This window comes from Myxococcales bacterium, from assembly GCA_016703425.1.
Taxonomy (GTDB): Bacteria; Myxococcota_A; Polyangia; order Polyangiales; family Polyangiaceae; genus JADJCA01.
This window is the reverse complement of the sequence record JADJCA010000018.1, coordinates 75,293-92,072: the sequence shown is the minus strand read 5'-3', so window position 1 is coordinate 92,072 and position 16,780 is coordinate 75,293. Positions and strand designations below refer to the sequence as shown.

Below are 16,780 nucleotides of genomic sequence, written 5' to 3'. Positions count from 1 at the left end.
CATCCCGACCCGCTCAGACGCACTTGTTGGGCTAATATGCCGCCCATGTCGTCCACGAACGCGGTTCACGTCGCCGCTCGCGTCAAAGGTTTCACGTACGCCATTCGAAACATCGTCGTCGAGGCGAAGAAGCTCGAAGCCGCCGGACAGCGCGTTCGGTATCTCAACATCGGCGATCCGATCCTCTTCGGGTTCAAGACGCCGCCGCACCTCATCGAGGTCGTCGCGAAGGCGATGCGCGACGGGCACAACGGCTACTCGGCCTCGGCGGGCATCGAGCCGGCGCGCGAAGCCGTCTCCGAAGAGTTCACGCAGCGAGGCATGCCGCTCTCGGCCGATCGCGTCATCCTCACCTCGGGCACCTCCGAGGGCATCGACCTCACGCTGAGCGCGCTCACCGATCCCGGCGACGACGTCCTCGTGCCGAGCCCCACGTATCCGCTCTACACGGCGGTGCTCACCAAGCTCGGCGCCCGCGCGGTCTTCTACCGCACCGATCCCGACAACGGCTGGCTCCCGGACCTCGCCGACATGCGCGCTCGCATCGGTCCGCGCACGCGCGCCATCGTCGTCATCGATCCCAACAACCCCACCGGCGCCGTTTATCCGGAGGCCACGCGCCGCGCCATCATCGCGCTCTCCGAAGAGACCGGCGTGCCGATCCTCGCCGACGAGGTCTACGGCGATCTCGCCTTCGACGGCCCGGCACCGCTCCTCGCGAGCCTCGCCCCCGACGCGGCCATCATCTCGTATTCGTCGCTTTCGAAGGCGTACCTCGCGCCCGGTTGGCGCGCCGGTTGGCTCGGCGTCGGGCGCTCGCCGCGGCTCGACGAAGCGCTCGCGGCCATCAAGAAGCTCGCCGACGGTCGCTTGTGCAGCCCTGGCCCGATGCAGTTCGCCATCGAGGCGGCGCTGCGCGGTGATCGCTCCCACCAGAAGGACTTCGCCCGCGAGCTTCGGATGCGCGCCGACCTGACGACGTCGCGCCTCAACGCGATGCCCGGCATGTCGTGCGTGCCGCCGAAGGCCGCGTTCTACGCGATGCCGCGCATCAAGCTGCCGCAGGGCAAGACGGACCAAGACTTCGTCCTCGGCCTCTTGCGCAAGACGGGCATCTTGTGTGTCTACGGCTCCGGCTTCGGCGCCGATCCGAACGACGGCGCCTTCCGCATCGTGTTCCTCTCGTCGATGGACGAGCTCAGCAGCGTCTACGACGACCTCGGCGCCTTCGCGGCAGAGTTTCTCTCGGTGAAGTGAAGCTCGCGGAGAGCGCGCGCCGACTCGCGGCGCCCCATCGACGAGCGAAGCGGTACCATCGGCGGCATGTCGCGCCTGCTTTCGCTCGTCTCCGCCATCGTCTTCGTGCTCAGCGTGAGCTTCTCGACAGAAGGCTGCGCGAGCGATGAGGCGCCGGATACGTCGGCCTCCGGCCTGCCGGACGCCACGGCGACTGTCGACGCCGACGTGCCGGGCGCCGATGCCAGCGACGCATGCGCGTGCGACCCGGCGACGACCCTTGGCTGCGGCGGCGACGCCTCCGCGTGCACCTGCAAGGCGGGGTACGTGCCCAGCTCGCCGACGGCGTGCGTCGACGTCAACGAGTGCCTCACCAACCGCGGCGGCTGTCATGAGAAGGCTCAGTGTTTCAACCTGCCGGGCGGGCACCGGTGCGAGTGTGACATCGGCAGCATCGGCGATGGCGTGTCGTGTGGCGACTACAACGAGTGCCTCGTCAACAACGGCGGCTGCGGCGTAGCGGGCAAGTGCACGAACATCGTCGGCGGCGCGACGTGCTCATGCAAGGCCGGCTACGTGGACAGCGCCAGCGGGTGCGTTGACGTCGACGAGTGCGCGACGAACAACGGCGGCTGCCACGCTGACGCCACCTGCGTGAACACGGAGGGTGGCCGCACGTGCACGTGCAAGGCCACCTTCACCGGTGACGGCATCACCTGCGCCCCCGGCAAGTGCGGGCAAGCGGGCGCGTGCACGCCCGGAGCCACGCGTCTCGGTGCCACGTGCGGCAACTGTTCGAAGCTCGTGGAGACGTGCGATCCCGGCTGCGTCTTCGGGCCGCCCGCTTGCACCGCGCAGCCCGGCTGCGAGCCACCGGCGACCGTCGACTCGCTCTTGCGACGGAGCTGCTACTGCATCGACTGCGGCGCGAGCGACATCACCGTCGCCGACGGCGCCAAGTGCGCTTACCTAAGGTGGGCGTTTTTTCCTTGGGGTGTTCCGCTCACGAAGTCGTTCTTCGACAAGGAGGTGAAGGCGAAGAGCGCCCAAGCGCGCGCCCTTGGGATGGTGACCGAGTTCGGGATCCCCGAGTACCTGTCGTCGCCGACGCCGGCCCTCGACTGCCCCGCCGATGGCCTCTACCGCGTGAGCGTCGACGCGGCGGTGTTGCCCTCGTGGAACACGATCTTGACGGCGCATCGCCCGTCGCCGTCGATCCAGCCGTTCCCCACGGGGACGAGCGAGCTCGCGTTCTCGTATGCTGCGGCCTGGGTACCAGGCTTCAAACCCAATTGGGTTTACGGCAAGTGCGCCGGCATTCCGTCGCTCGGGACCGACGAAGGCTGGCGCTACCACCTCTTCGCGACGCTCGCGGCCATCGACGCGGGCGTTGGCGGTCTCTACGTCTCGCAGGTCGCCATCCGTCAACCCACGGGTTTCGTCGCGCTCGTCGCCGCCGCGCGCGCCTATTACGCGCAGAAACACCCCGGCAAAGCGCTTGTCGTTGGCGCCGAATCGATCGACGGCCTCGAGGCGCAGCTCGCGTCCAAGATCGACTACGTGAAGGAGGTCGCCGACATCGACGTCGTGCGCAGCACGAGCCCGTGGCCCACCGTCTTGGACTCGGACGGTTCGGAGCACGCCTGTTACGCGCCGAACCTGCTCGAGCCCATCCCCGCGACGACGGGTCCCGATCCGACGGTGCTCTCCTGCCAGAGCGTGGGCTTCCGAAGCGGCGGCCTCTGCATCGCCGACTCGGAGCGCACGCAGATGCGGCCCTTTGCTTCGCCGTCGCCGGGCGCCTTTGCTGGCACCAACCCTAACGCGCGCACCCATCACGACGCGCTACCCATCCCCATCATGCTGGAGCTCGATGGCTTTCAGCAGTGCGCTTACAAGACGGCGCGCTACGCGAGCGCGGGCATCACCGACGGCGTCTTGCCGATCTTCTACAAGCCCAACGCGTGCGCCGACTACGATCAAACCACCTGCCTCGCCACGGTGCGCAACGGCCTGCCCAACACCATGGCCTTCTTGGCGCAGCCCAAGGCGGTGCGTGCGGCGTTCCAGAGGTACGCGGCGCAGGCGGCCAAGCTCATGACCGTCGAGCGCGGCGTGCCGCACTACTTTCCCGCGCTTTTGCGCGTGGACCAGAACCTCACGGTGGTGGCTCAATCGACTTCGGCGCTGACCGGCGCCACGCCGGCGGAGGTCGCGCAGTCGTCGCTCGTTCGCTATTGCCCCAGCGACGTTGGCGTCGCGACGCCCATCGATAGTGATGCGCCCTACCTTTACAACGCGACGTCTTGCGGCGATGTCGCGGCGGTGCAGGGCGCCCTCGCCAGCGTCGCCGACGCCGAGAGGGCCGCCGCCGAGGGCTTCGTGCGGCACCTCTACGCGACCGTGTTTGCGCGTGCGGCGGACGCCGGTGGCCTCGCGAGCTGGACCAACGCCCTGCTTGGCGCGGCCAATCGCGAACAAGCGGCGCTCGACACGTTGGGCACGTTCCTCACGACCAACGGCGAGAGCATCGGCGCCGTGAGCGAAGACGAGTTCACGCGGCGGCTCTACCGGTCGGCGCTGGGGCGCGAGGGCACGGCGGCTGAGGTCGCCGCCCAGAGCGGCGTGCCCCGGGCGACGAGGATCGCCAACGTCCGAGCGCGCTTCGAGTGCCGGCGTCACCTGGCGCGCCTCGGCCTGCGGAGCGCTCCGCTTCACCAAGGAGAGGTCGTGGCTGGCCTCTACCACTACCTGCTCGCGCGCGCGGTGCCGCTCGTGGGTGACGACGAGCTTGTCTATTGGGCCGACCAGCTCTTCTCCAAGGCGCAGACCTTTGGCGCCATCGTCGGCACCTTCGCGGCGTCGCCGGAGTTTGGGGCGGCGTGGACGAACGTCTGCGCGTCGGATCCGGCGAACTGCAGCGCTTGGTACGTTCATTCGGCCTACTTCGCGATTCTCCACCGCGGCGCCGACCCGGGAGGTCTCGCCTACTGGGCTGGCGAGATCGACGCCGGACGCACGACGCGCGCAGGTTTGCTCACGGCCCTCCTGGCGACGACCGAGTTTACCGACCGCGCCGCGCGACTTGGGCTTTAGCTGTGATGGACGCGCGAGTCGTCTTTGAGGCGAGCCGAGCGGCCTACGATCGCGCCGACGTCTATCGCGATAGCGGCACCTACCAGAGGGTCGACGTCGCGAGCGGGCGCGTAGAGGCCGAGGGGACGTTCACGACGTCGTTCGATCGAGCGTCGGACGAGCTCCGTTTCGCGTTCAGCCTCGTCGACAGCGGACTGCCAATCAGCGGCGCCTACCTGTCGCGGGTTGGCCGAATTGTCGAGCGCGACGGATGGGTGCCGGAGTCGGCCGCGACGCTGGCTGTAGCGGCGGCGTCGATCGCCGGAGTCCTTCCGCCCTCGCACTTCGTTCCGCGGCTGCTTGTTGGCGGCGCCCTTGGAGGGAGAGCCCTGTGGGATCGGGGCCCAGGGCACGGCACGGGAGAGTGGTGCTTGGCGACAACTGCCTCGTCGTCGAGACCGGTGACGAATGGGCCCGCTGGGATCGCCGTCGGCAACGGCGACTTCCTCATCCGACGCATCAAGATGCCGCGCTCGTGGTTGCCCGACGCGTTGCGCCATGCCGCGCTTCGTCTCAGCGGTCTGGCTGAGACGGTGTCTCTCGAGCACCACGAACAAATGCTCCTCATCGACTACACGCTGTTGCCTTGAACTCAGGGCGTCGACGGGAGCGCGGCCCGCCGTCAGTCGCCCTCATCGAAGAGCTGCGCGAGGTGTGCGCTCGAAGCGGTTCCATCGGCGCGAGTGAAGAGCGTCGGCCCGCTCGTCCTTGGCGAGGTTGGCCCATGAGGCGGTCGTCTCGGGCGCTGCGTCTCTTAAGCGAGGACCTACGTCTCTTAAGCGACGCCAACGCCTTCGTAAGCCGAACGCGAAGCCAATTATGCGGGAGCGGAGACGCGATGTGAGACGCGTACGCCTTCGCCGACGAAGGATCGCGTGGTTGCGGGCGAGCGCGAGGCTTGATTGGCGGAGGCTGGCGTCTCTTGGAGACGGAGCCAAGCCAACTAGACGCAACCGAGGCCTCGCTGAGCCGCGTCGACGCGCTTCCGCAGCGTCACGAAGCCATCGCCTCCGCGTAGGTGGCTTTGCCTCTCCCTTAAAGGACTCCGGGACCGCGCGATGGGACGCTTCGGAGCGCTCACGAAGTCACACCGGTCGAGTTCGCCGTCGATTTTCCGATCCATCGGACCTTCGCTCGCATTCCCCTTCGTTGCGGACGCCGTGTCCGCCCGAAAGGTAAGGCCAATGAACAGGTTCCTCGTCGGCACGGTCGGCGTGGCATGCGCGTTGCTCGCGTCGACCGCGATTGCGGGCTGGACGCAGGCGTATCCGGTGGTGGTGGACCAACAGGCGATGGCCGTCTACGGGAGTCTTTGGCTCGACGCGCTCATCAGGCGGTGCGTTCGATGAGCTCGGCTGTCGCGTCTGGGCCTTCCCCGGCGCTCCGCTGCAAGGGATGTGTTTCGCGAGCGATGAGAAGGGCAACAGTGTCAGTTGCATGCTCGCGACCGACGGCGCGGGCCAATCGCTTGTACGCCGCCCGGTGGCGCGCGCCGAAGCACAGTATATAGTTCTCTATATGAAGCGAATTCTCATCGAGCTCGACGACCGGTGCGCGCGCGATCTCGAACGCGTCGCACCAGCGAAGGCCCGGCAGAGAGCGGAGTTCGTGCGCCTCGCGATTCGACGCGCGATCGATCTGGCGCTCGACGTGCGCACGGGCGATGCGTACCGCGCCCGCCCGCTCGCCGCAGACGGAACACCTGAGGATCTCGTCGGCTGGGACCAAGCCAATCAGCTAGCGACTCCCTCTGCGTCGGCGAAGGCCTCGCCCCGGAAGAAGCCGCGGCGCGCGACGCGGGCCGCGTGACCCGCCCGATCGACGCGCCGCAACAGTTCGACCTCTGGTGGGCGCGTTTGCCCGATCCGGTGGGTCGGCGCCCGCTCCTCTTGCTGGGCCGCACGAGCGCCTACGCGTACCTGACCCGCGTCCTGGTTGTGGAAGTCACGACGACGGTGCGCGGGATCCCTCAAGAGATCAGCCTCGGCCGACGCGAGGGGCTCTCGCGTCCATGCGTCGCCAATCTCGACACGTTGCGAACCGTGCCCCGTGGCGCCCTCGAATCGCGTGTCGGTCGGCTCGCGGTCTCGCGCCACGCGGAGGTGAAACGCGCGATGGGGCACGTCCTTCACTGGCCGGAGCTCTCCGGGCTTTAGCCGCGCAAGCCGTCGCGACCCGTCGGAGCCGGGCCCAAGGCGGAGCTCGCCGCTTACGGCGCCGCGCGTGCCCGCGCGCGGTCTACGCCAAGCCACGGACCCGGCGGGATCGTCTGGCTTCCGTGGCGCAGCTCGAAGTAGAGCGTCGGCCCCTTGCCTTCGTCGCCGACGCTGCCGATGCGCTCGCCAGCGGAGATCTCGTCGCCGACGCGCACATCGACGCTCGCGAGGTTGCCGCTCACCGTGTAGTAGCGCTCGCCGTGGTCCAAGATCACGATGCGCCCGTAGGCGCCGTAACGATCGGCGAAGGCCACGCGGCCCGCAAAAACCGCCCGCACCGTGGCCCCGAGCGGCGCGCCGATCTCGAGGCCTTGGCTTGCGTCGCCCTCGCGCTTCGAGGGCCTCACCTCGGCGCGCCCCGTGACGGGGAACAAGAGCCGCCCGCGCGAAGCCCCGAAGCCGCCGATGGCGACCGGCTCGCTGCCGTTGCCGCCGTAGACGGCGACGTATTCGCTGTTGCCGCTCGAGGTCTCGAAGGCGTGATCGAAGGCGACCTTGCGACGGTCGTCCTCTTCGCTGGCCACGCGCGCCGCTTCCATGGCGGCGCTCTGCGTCTCGAGCGAGGCGCGATCGTTGGCGATGCGCTCGAGGTTCTGCGCTAGCTCGGCGCCGCGGCGGCGGAGCGTGCGCTCTTCGGAAAGCTCACCGTGAAGCGACCGACGCGCCCGCTCCACACGCGACGCGTGCGACACGAGCGCTTCGAAGCCATCGCCGACGGGCAACATGCCGAGCTTCGTCATGCGGTAGAGCACGCGGCCGCGCGCGACGACGCGGGCCTTCACGTCGGCGAGCTTTTGGCCGACCTCGGACATCTCCGCCTTGGTCTTCTGCTCCGTGAGGGCCAGGTCTGCGAGCTTGCGATCGAAGGTCGCGCGCGTGAGCGTCGGCGACGTCTCGACGCGTGTGGCTCCCGGCTCTTCGTGCTTCGCGCGCGCCGGATCGGTCGCGACGCCGATGCGCCCGCTCGCCTGCGTCGCGACAAGGAGCGCGCCGGCGATGACGATCCAGGAAGAGGCGAGGCGCGTCATACGGCCACCAAGCGCCGGAGGCCGAGGGCCGCCGCGAAGGCGCCGAGCACGAGCCCCAGCGCCACCATGCCGGCCGCGAACGGCCAAGGCAGAAACGTGGGCTCCATGCCCACGAGCGCCGAGAGCTCGCCGTCGAGGCGGCTCTGCACGAGGACGAACAAGATCCCCAGGAGGCCTACGGCGAAGGCTGCGCCGAGGGCGCCTTGCGCGCCGCCTTCCAAAAGGAAAGGGCCCTTGACGAAGCGATCCGAGGCGCCGACGAGCTTCAGCACCTCGACCTCGGTCTTGCGGCGCTGGAGCGCGAGGCGAATCGTCGAGCCGACGACGGCGAGCACAGCCGTCAAGACGACGAAGGCGAGCAAGAGCGCCGCGGCGACACCAGCACGCACGAGGCGCGCGAGCCGCTCGGTCCACGAGCGGTAGGTCTCAACGTCCTCGACGCCCGGCAGGAGCTTGAGCTTCGTCACCATGTCGGTGAGCGCCGCATCGCCGATGGACTCGGTCATGTGCACCTCGAGCGAGGCGGGAAACGCTTCGACGGGGATGCCCGATAGGTCGCCGCTCTTGCCGAGCTCTCGCGCGCCGAAGTCGGTCTTCGCTTGGCCCGCCGAGACGTAGCGCACCTCTCGCACGCCGGGCACGCGTGCGAGCGCGTCCTTGAGCGCCGACACATCCTCGGGGCTCGCTTGCGACTTCAAGTACACCGAAGCGCGACCAGCGCGCGCCCATCGGTCTTCGAGCCCCTTCAGGTTCGTGACCACGAGGAGCGCCGCGCCGAGGCAGACGAAGGCCACGGCCAGCGAAAATACGCTGAGCGCGTGGAGGCGCCACTCGCGAAGCATTCCTCGTCTCGCACGTCGCGTTACGCCAATGGACAGATCGATCATGAGGCTCCTCAGACGCTCCCTCAAACGGGAAGGACGTTGTCGTAACCCTGTTCGGGAATGCCGCTCGGCACATCCATGGTCTTGCCTTCGTCGAGAATCACGAGGCGCCGCGGGCGAATCTCGAGCAGCGAGCGATCGTGTGTCGCGAAGAGAACCGTCGTGCCAGCTTCGTGGATCTCCTCGAAGAGCCCGAGGATGTCGATGGCGAGCTGCGGATCGAGGTTGCCGGTGGGCTCGTCGGCGAGGATGAGCGCCGGCTCGCCGACGATGGCGCGCGCGATGGCCACGCGTTGCTGCTCTCCGCCGCTCAAGAGTCCTGCGGCGACGTCGCCGTGACCCGAGAGGCCGACGCGTTCGAGCGCCTCGCCGACGCGCGTTCGCACGAGGCGCGGCGGAAGACCGAGCACCTCGAGCGTGATGGCGACGTTCTCGAAGACGCTCCATGACGGCACGAGCTTGAAGTCTTGGAAGATGACGCCGAGGTTGCGGCGCAAGAACGGCACCGACTCGTCGCGGAGGCGACCGATGTCGCGGCCCAGGAACAAGATGCGACCGTCGTCGACGGTCTCGGCGCGGTACAGCAGCCGGAGGAGCGTCGACTTGCCGGCGCCGCTCGGGCCCGTGATGAAGACGAACTCGCCCCGCTCGATGATGAGGTTCATGCCCCGGAGCACAGGCACGCCGGGCCTGTAGGACTTGTAGACGTCCTCGAAGAGCAAAATGGGGCGGTTCTGCGCCTCGCGCGTGAAGCGGTTACCGGCTCGCAGCAGCGGACGGAAGCGGCGGTCTTTCTCGCCGAGGGTCGACACGTCGTCTTCAAGCGACATACCGAGCCGGTATCAGGGCTCAGCGAGGCGAGCCAAGTTTGTGGCGGCGGCGCCTGGCCGAAGCTAAGCGCTCGCCGCTGCCGCTGGATTCGTGCGGCCTCGGAGCGATCGGAGCCCCATGGCCGTCTCCGCCAGCTCGACGGCGCGGAGGCCGTCTTCGGCGGTGGCCAAGGGAGCCGCAGGCGCCCCCTGACAGGCCTCGTAGAGCGCCCTCGCCTGCGCCACGAGGGGCTCGTCGGTGGGGACGGGGACGTCGACAGCTCCGCCTCCAACGCTCGCCTTTCGAAGGCGGAAGGCGAGCAGGTCGCCCTCGTACCGAGCGTCGCGCGTCGTGACGGTCAACATGCGGTGGCGGCCCGCGCGCGCGAGCCGTAGGCGCCCAAACGCGGCTCCCGCCGAGAGGTGCACCCGGGTTGCGTTGGCGTCGCCTTCGGCCCCGAGGACGACGGGACGCCGGCCGGTGAGGTGCGCGACCAAATCGAGATCGTGAACGCCGAGGTTCAACACAACATCGCCCTGAGAATGGCTCGTCACGGCGACGGAGCGTTCGATCTCGATGCCGAGGACCTCATCTTCGGCGATGAGGCTCCGGAGGGCGCGGACCACCGGATTGAAGCGCTCCGAGTGCCCCACGAACAGCTGACCGGGCGCGGCAAGGTGCGCGAGGCGGCGCGCGACGGCAGGCGTCGGCGCGAGGGGCTTCTCGACGAAGACGCGTCGGCCCCGCGCGAGGGCAACCGTCACGAGGCTGGCGTGCTCGTCGGGTGGCGACGCCACGAGCGCGAGGTCGCAAGCCTCGAGCAGCGCCTCCGCCGTGCCGACACGGAGCCATTCAGGCGTCGCGACGCTCTCGTCGGGATCGTGAAATCCGACCAGGGAGAACTGGCTGGGGAGCTCCGAGAGGACGCGCGCGTGGAGGCGTCCCATCCGGCCGAGGCCAAAAATACCCACGGAAATACGCGTCACGACTGGTCTTTTAGCGCCAAATCAACCCGCCGTCACGGCGCGTTCTTTAGCACCATAGGTTGACATATTCAGAAGTGTCGCTATTTGAATATCAAGACCCATGTACACCGTCCTCCGCTTCCTCGAGCCTACCGTTCGCAAAAGCCGCCCCGTGGCCGCGTCCCCCGGCGGCCTCCCGAGCCATCCCGCTGGCCTCCGCGCCCGCCGTCTCGCCTTCTGGGTCGGGCTTGGCGCCGCCGTTGTTGGAGCTGCCTTGGCGCTCACCGGCTGCGCCGAGACCAGCCCCGTCTCGCAGACGTCGGTCACCGCGGCCGATGCCAACGCTGGGGCCGTGCGCACGGTGCGCCTCGACGGTCAGCTCGCGGAGCGCTACGGCGTCCGCTCAGAAGCCGCCGGAACGGCCGGAAAGGCCCACGTGATTCGCGTTCCGGGGACCCTCGAGTACAACCTCGAGCGCTATGCCGAGGTGGGCCCTCTCGTGGAGGGGCGGGTCTCGCAGGTGCACGTCCGCGTTGGCGACACGGTCAAGAAGGGCCAGCGGCTTGCCACGCTGCTGGTACCTAGCATCGCCGATGCGCAGGCCAGCCTCGTCGCCTCGCGTGCGACTTCGAGCGTCGCGGAGCGAAACGCGAAGCGCGAAGAGCGTCTCCTCGCGCAAGACCTCACGACGCAACGTGACGTCGAAGCCGCGCGAGGGACGCAGATCGAGGCGACGGCGGCCCAGGCGGCGGCTGAGGCGAGGCTCCGCGTTCTCGGGGCCCAGGTCCCGGCGGGGCACGAAATCCAGGCGGCCGGGTCTGTGTTGCTCAGCTCGCCCATCGAGGGCGTCGTGGTGCGCCGTGACGCGGTCCAAGGCCGCTACCTGAGGCCCGCCGAGACGGCCTTCGTGGTCGCCGATCCCACGGAGCTTTGGGCCCTCGTGGACGTCTTTGAAAACGATCTCGCCATGCTGCGGGTTGGCGCCGACGCGGATCTGCACGTGGACGCGCTGGGCAAGTCCATCAAGGGCAAGGTCGTGACCATCGAGCCGCAGCTCGGCCAAAAGAGTCGCGCAGCCCGGGCCCGCATCGTCGTTCACAACGCCGACGGGGCACTCCGCGCCGGCCTCTTCGTGCGCGCCGCCATCTCGGTACCCAGCGACGCGGGCGAGCGGCTCCTCGTTCCCTCTAGCGCGGTGCAGCCGCTCGGGAACGACGAGGTCGTCTTCGTCAAACGTGACGCGACGACTTACGAGATTCGCAACGTGAAGGTCCGGCGCCTTGCGTCGCAGATGGCGGAAATCGTGGAAGGCCTTCAGCGAGGCGAGTCCATCGTCGTCGAAAACGCGTTCATCTTGCGCGGCGAGGTTACGCGTCAATGAGCAGCATCGTCGCGTTCTGCGCAAAGAACCGGCTCTTCGCCCTGCTGGTTGCTCTTGGGATCGTGATCTACGGCTTCGTCTCCTTGGCCAAGCTGCCCATCGACGCCGTGCCCGACGTCACCAGCACGCAAGTGCAAGTCGTCACGCGCGCGCCGGCCCTGTCGGCCACGGAGATGGAGTCACAGGTCACGCAGCCCATCGAACGTGGCATGGCCGGTGTTCCCGGCCTCTCGGAGACGCGGAGCATCACCAAGCTCGGAATCAGCATCGTCACGCTGGTCTTCGACGACGCCGTCGACCTCTACTTCGCTCGCGCTCAGGTCGCCGAGCGGCTCATGAGCATTCGAGATCAGATCCCCGAGAGCGTGGGCAAGCCCGAGCTGGGGCCCATCGCCACGGGCCTCGGTGAGATCTTCATGTTCGAGCTGAAGCAGAAGGCTGGCGGCGCTCGCCACCCGGAGGAGCTTCGAACCATCGTCGAGTGGCAGGTCGCGCCGCGACTCCGGCAGGTGCCCGGCGTCATTGAGGTCGTGGGCTACGGTGGCGCGCTCAAGCAGTACCGCGTGACGCTCGATGGCGCGCGCCTCTCGGCGCATCGCGTTTCGGCGAAAGATGTCCAGCTCGCCCTCGAGTCAGACAACCGCGGCGCCGGAGGCGGCACCTTCGAACGGGCCGGCGAGCAAATCGTCCTCCGCGGCGACGCTCGCTTTCGCGGTCTCGAAGACATCGAGCGCACGGTCGTTCGTGTCGACGAGTCCGGCGTGCCGATCCGAATCGCTCAGCTTGGCGAGGTCGATACCGGCGGCGCATTGCGTCAGGGAGCGCTCACGCGCGACGGTCGCGGCGAGATCGTGGGCGCGAGCGTGCTCATGCTCAAAGGGCAAAACAGCCGCGACGTCTCGCTCCGCGTCAAGGCGGCCGTTGCTGAGCTCGCGCCCAAGCTTCCCGCGGGCGTGACCATCGAGCCGTACTACGACCGCTCCGAGTTCGTCGACAACGTCATCAAGACCATCACGAAGAACCTGTCGGAGGGGGCGCTCATCGTCATTCTCTGCCTCCTCTTGACGCTCGGCACGCTCCGCGCCGGGTTGCTCGTCGCGGGCGCCATTCCCTTCTCGATGCTCGTTGGCTTCATCGGCCTGCGGGCGGTGGGCTACAGCGGCAACGTCATGTCGCTTGGCGCCGTCGACTTCGGGATCGTCGTCGAGGGCGCCGTCCTATCCATCGAACACGCGATGACGCACGGCGCGAACGTGGCCGATCGCGTACGACGGCAGAAGGTCATCGTTCAGGCCATGAAGGACGTCGCGCGCCCCGCGCTCTTCGTCGTCACCATTACGGCGCTCGTGTTCTTGCCGTTGGCCACGTTGCAGGGCGTCGAAGGCAAGATGTTCCGGCCCGTCGTCATCTCCCTCTGCTTCATGCTGCTCGGCGCCATTGTGTACGCCACAGTGGTTCTGCCGGCCCTCGCGCCGACGCTGCTCATTGGCAACAAGCTCCCCAAGGAGCCGCGCTTCGTCGCGAAGCTGAAGGTCCTCTACGCCAGCGCCCTGGAGCGCACGTTGCAGCGGCCCGTGACCACGTTGGCGGTTTCGCTGGCGGCGACGGCGGTCCTCTTCTTGGCCGGCGCACGTCTCGGCGCCGACTTCATGCCGCGGGTGTTCGAGGGGGCCTTCGCCGTCGACGCCATTAGGCCGCCGAGCACCGGACTCTCTCAGGCCATCGTCATGGCGGGCCACACGGAACGAGCCATGAAGGAGGTGCCCGAGGTGCTCACGGTGGTCAACCGCATCGGACGACCGGAGGACGCCGTCGACTTCGCGGGGCCCGAGTCGAGCGACGTCTTCGTCATTCTCAAGCCCAAGAGCGAGTGGCGCAAAGGGCTCACCGCCGAGGCGCTCATGACGGAGCTGTCGGAGCGCGTCGACAAGAACGTGCCCGGCACCATCAACGCGTTCTCCCAGCCCATTGAGATGCGCGTCAACGACCTCATCGCCGGGGCGCGCAGCGACGTCGTCATCAAAGTCTTTGGGGACGACTTGCCCTCGATGATGAGCACGGCCGACCAGTTTCGCCGGGTCCTCGCGACGATTCCCGGTGCCACGAACGTGCGTATGGAGATTCCTACCGGTCTCCCATCCGTGCAGGTTACAGCGAATCGCGATCGGCTCGCTCGTTTGGGCATCTCGTCAGGCAGCGTCCTCGATACGGTCGAGATGTCGCGCGCCGGCAAGCACGTCGGCGTCGTTCGTGAAGGCGAGCGGGTCTTCGACCTTGTCCTTCGACTCGGAGGCGAATCGGTCGAGAACGCCGACGACGTCGCGCGACTGCCCATCGCCACGCCGGAGGGGGGCCTCGTGCCGCTCGGCGCTGTCGCCGACATTCACGAGGAGAACGGCATCGTGCAGATCGGCCGCGAGCAGATGAAGCGGCGGCTCATCGTGCAGGCCAACGTGCGCGGTCGCGACATGGTCGGTTTCGTGAAAGAGGCGCAGGCCAAGGCGGCGTCGCTGTCTATGCCGCCGGGCGTCGAGGTCACCTGGGGCGGCCAGTTTCAGAACTTCACTCGCGCGAAGAACCAGCTCCTCGCGCTCGTTCCCGTCGCGCTCGTCGTCATCGCGCTGATGTTGTTCGTGACGTTTCGGAGCGCGAAGTACATGGTCATCACGGTGGCGAGCCTGCCCTTCGCCCTCGCCGGCGGCGTTGCGGCCCTGGCGGCGCGCGGTCTGCCCTTCAGCATTCCCGCCGGCGTCGGCTTTGGTCGCGCTCTGCGGCGTTTCCGTGTGCACCGGCATCGTCATGACCGAGAACCTGCTCCACGAGCCCATGCACAAGGTGCCGCTGTCACGGGTGCGAGACGCCTCCGTGGCGTCGCTGCGGGCGCGCATCAGTACGGCGCTCATCGCCGCCATCGGCTTCGTGCCCGCGGCCATCGCCACGGGGACCGGCTCGGAGGTGCAAAGGCCGCTCGCCACAGTGGTCATCGGCGGTCTGCTCGCCTCGATGGTCATCTCGCTCTTTGCGCTCCCGGCGATGTTGCTCTTCGCTGCGCGGCACGACGAGCGACTGGCTCGCGAACCGAAACCCTCAACGATCCCGCCGGGACCCCTCGGGAGCGCGGTGCATTCGTGAAGAACGCGCTTGCACCAAAGGGTTTCATATTCAAATATCAAGACATGCCTTCTCGTGATGTGGTCGCTCGCCAGTTCGCCGACCTCATGGCGGCGCTCTCGCACCCGCAGCGGCTTCGCATCGCCCTCGAGCTTCGCGCCGGCGAGCTCGACGTGAAGACACTGACCGAGCGCCTCGGGATCGCCCATTCGTCGACGTCGCAGCACCTCTCGCTCTTGCGCGCGCATCACTTGGTGGTCGAGCGTCGCGAGGGACGGCGGGTCTTCTATCACCTCGCGCAGCCTGCGCTGGCGACGTGGCTCGTGAGCGGGCTGAAGCTCCTCGAGCGCGAGGCCCGTGACACGGCGTCGCTCGTCGAAGCGCTCGACAAGGCGCGCACGGCCTGGTCGCGCGGCGAGTGAGCGTCGAGCGACGGCCCTGACGGCGCCGGGCCAGACGGCCCAGAGAGTCGCTAACCGCCGACGCCGAAACGAAACGGATATTCCGCGACCGTCGTCGGCGAATCGGTAGCCGGGAAGCTCCACGACTTGATTTGCCGCAGCACGCAGCCCTCGACGCGCGGGTTGCTTAGGCTGCTCTGCTTGAGCTGCGCTCCCGACACTGAGCCGCTCGGATCGATCTGCCAAGCGACCGAGATGCCGCCCTTGAGCGACGGGTTTTTCGCAGCTTCCGATTCGTAACAAGCGCGCAGCGCGCCCGCGTGTTTGATGACCACGCGCCTTACCTGCTCCGGTGAGAGACCGCCCTTTGCGGCGGGGGTCGCGGCGGCCACCGCTACGCGCGCCTCTCCAGGTGCGCCGGCGCCCCCGGCTCCGCCAGCTCCTCCCCGGCCGTTGCCTCCAGCGCCCGCTCGCCCGAGTCCCCCCGCGCCGGCACCGAGCCCACCGGCGGCACCGAGGCCCGCGCCCGTTTGCAGGTTGCCTGCACCGAACGGGACGCCGGCGCCGGTCCCGCCGCCGCCGGCGCCTCCACCGCGGAGCCCGCTGCCGGTCCCGCCGCCGATGACGATGTCGCGCGCGCTCAAGCCGCCGAGCGCTTCCGACACGCTCTTGATGGTCTCGAGCGTGCTTCGAATCTCCTTGCCCGTCGTCGAGTCGAGCACTTCGCTCAGGCCGCCGAGGTTCGTCGCCGGCTTCACGTCGCCCGGTAGCTCGGTTTTGTCGCGGTCGCCCTTCAAGCCGAGCTTGCCCTCCGCGCCCTTCATCTTTTGCCCGCCGCCTTGCGGGGTCTTGTCCTTGAGGCCGGGATCTTTCACTCCGGCGCCCTTGTCGTTGCCTCCGGTGAGCGGCGGCGGCTCTTCGAGGTCCGCGCGCTTGACGCGAAAGCGCGCCGCGAACTCCTCGGAGGTCGTCAGCTCGAGCGGCTTTGGAATGACGGGCGGCGTGGAGAGCGCGCCCAACATGCCGAAGGTGCCGAAGTGCAAGATGAGGCTCGACACGATGGCGAGCAGCGGCAAAAGCTCGAGGCCGAAGCGCTTCTTGGCCGGCTGAACACCGTTCGAGTACTGGAAAAAAACCGAGAACAGCCCGTACTGGAGGACGCCGTAGTCGCCCGGCACGATGGCGACACCCGCGCCGGCGCGGCCGAGCGCCACCGGATCTTCGTCGCGGCCTCGCAAACGAACGACGCCGCCGAGGGCGCCGCGCGGATCGATCTCCCAGCCGCCCTGCGCGCTCCGCACAGGAACGTCCGGCAGCTCCACGCCCTCCGGGCCCGCCACCGCGTGCTCACCGAGCGCGAACGACTGGCCGCTCTTCAGCGTCCGCAGCTCGAGCACGGTCGTGCCCCACACGGCAGCGACGCGCATCATCGGCGCGTGAAGGGCGGCGGCGGCGGCCATCTGCGAAGCATACGGCCCACGGCGCCGGTGGATCCAACTCCCTCGCAGAGATGTGTTCGGAGGTGGGCCGAGGGCCGACCTGGGCGCGAGCGCCGCGGGCCTCGCCGCCGATCCGCGACCACGACCGCGACTACGACGACGAAGGCGGAAGGC

At 68.4% G+C, this 16,780-nt stretch carries 13 protein-coding genes; 8 read left to right on the top strand and 5 right to left on the bottom strand.

Features of this window, described 5'->3' with window-relative positions; translation table 11 throughout:
- Positions 1–45: 45 nt before the first annotated feature.
- From IPG50_30330 to IPG50_30305, 6 genes are all read left to right on the top strand, one after another.
- Positions 46–1,257, top strand: a complete 1,212-nt coding sequence (locus IPG50_30330; GenBank protein ID MBK6696455.1) for an aminotransferase class I/II-fold pyridoxal phosphate-dependent enzyme — start codon at positions 46–48, stop codon at positions 1,255–1,257.
- 66 nt (positions 1,258–1,323) lie between these two features.
- Positions 1,324–4,332, top strand: coding sequence for a DUF4214 domain-containing protein (locus IPG50_30325; protein ID MBK6696454.1), 3,009 nt, complete (start codon positions 1,324–1,326; stop codon positions 4,330–4,332).
- Between the two features lie 5 nt (positions 4,333–4,337).
- Complete coding sequence (locus IPG50_30320; GenBank protein ID MBK6696453.1) at positions 4,338–4,961, top strand: hypothetical protein; 624 nt, start codon at positions 4,338–4,340, stop codon at positions 4,959–4,961.
- Positions 4,962–5,555: 594 nt separating this feature from the next.
- Positions 5,556–5,720 (top strand): hypothetical protein, encoded by a 165-nt coding sequence (locus tag IPG50_30315; GenBank protein ID MBK6696452.1) that lies wholly within the window; start codon positions 5,556–5,558, stop codon positions 5,718–5,720.
- Positions 5,721–5,808: 88 nt separating this feature from the next.
- Entirely contained in the window at positions 5,809–6,180 is a 372-nt protein-coding gene (locus tag IPG50_30310) for a hypothetical protein (GenBank protein MBK6696451.1), read from the top strand.
- Complete coding sequence (locus IPG50_30305; GenBank protein MBK6696450.1) at positions 6,177–6,527, top strand: type II toxin-antitoxin system PemK/MazF family toxin; 351 nt, start codon at positions 6,177–6,179, stop codon at positions 6,525–6,527. Before IPG50_30310 ends, IPG50_30305 begins: the two co-directional genes overlap by 4 nt.
- Before the next feature lie 53 nt (positions 6,528–6,580).
- Here IPG50_30305 and IPG50_30300 read toward each other — a convergent pair whose 3' ends face one another.
- The 4 genes from IPG50_30300 to IPG50_30285 all read right to left on the bottom strand — a co-directional run bounded on the left by IPG50_30300 (position 6,581) and on the right by IPG50_30285 (position 10,295).
- Positions 6,581–7,615, bottom strand: coding sequence for a peptidoglycan DD-metalloendopeptidase family protein (locus IPG50_30300; protein MBK6696449.1), 1,035 nt, complete (start codon positions 7,613–7,615; stop codon positions 6,581–6,583).
- Complete coding sequence (locus IPG50_30295) at positions 7,612–8,457, bottom strand: FtsX-like permease family protein (protein MBK6696448.1); 846 nt, start codon at positions 8,455–8,457, stop codon at positions 7,612–7,614. Before IPG50_30295 ends, IPG50_30300 begins: the two co-directional genes overlap by 4 nt.
- Before the next feature lie 65 nt (positions 8,458–8,522).
- Positions 8,523–9,329, bottom strand: coding sequence for an ATP-binding cassette domain-containing protein (locus IPG50_30290; GenBank protein MBK6696447.1), 807 nt, complete (start codon positions 9,327–9,329; stop codon positions 8,523–8,525).
- 63 nt (positions 9,330–9,392) lie between these two features.
- Positions 9,393–10,295 carry a Gfo/Idh/MocA family oxidoreductase gene (locus tag IPG50_30285; GenBank protein ID MBK6696446.1) on the bottom strand — a complete coding sequence of 301 codons (903 nt, stop codon included), beginning with the start codon at positions 10,293–10,295 and terminating at the stop codon, positions 9,393–9,395.
- A gap of 100 nt (positions 10,296–10,395) precedes the next feature.
- Here IPG50_30285 and IPG50_30280 point away from each other — a divergent pair, with 100 nt between their 5' ends.
- Positions 10,396–11,655, top strand: coding sequence for an efflux RND transporter periplasmic adaptor subunit (locus IPG50_30280; protein ID MBK6696445.1), 1,260 nt, complete (start codon positions 10,396–10,398; stop codon positions 11,653–11,655).
- The gene (locus IPG50_30275) at positions 11,652–15,188 is read left to right on the top strand and encodes a CusA/CzcA family heavy metal efflux RND transporter (GenBank protein MBK6696444.1); all 3,537 of its coding nucleotides are present in this window, start codon (positions 11,652–11,654) and stop codon (positions 15,186–15,188) included. The genes IPG50_30280 and IPG50_30275 overlap by 4 nt, the downstream gene beginning before the upstream one ends.
- A 50-nt stretch (positions 15,189–15,238) precedes the next feature.
- On the opposite strand, the gene IPG50_30270 is transcribed toward IPG50_30275, so the two are convergent.
- Positions 15,239–16,627, bottom strand: a complete 1,389-nt coding sequence (locus IPG50_30270) for an AgmX/PglI C-terminal domain-containing protein (protein MBK6696443.1) — start codon at positions 16,625–16,627, stop codon at positions 15,239–15,241.
- Between the last annotated feature and the right edge of the window lie 153 nt (positions 16,628–16,780).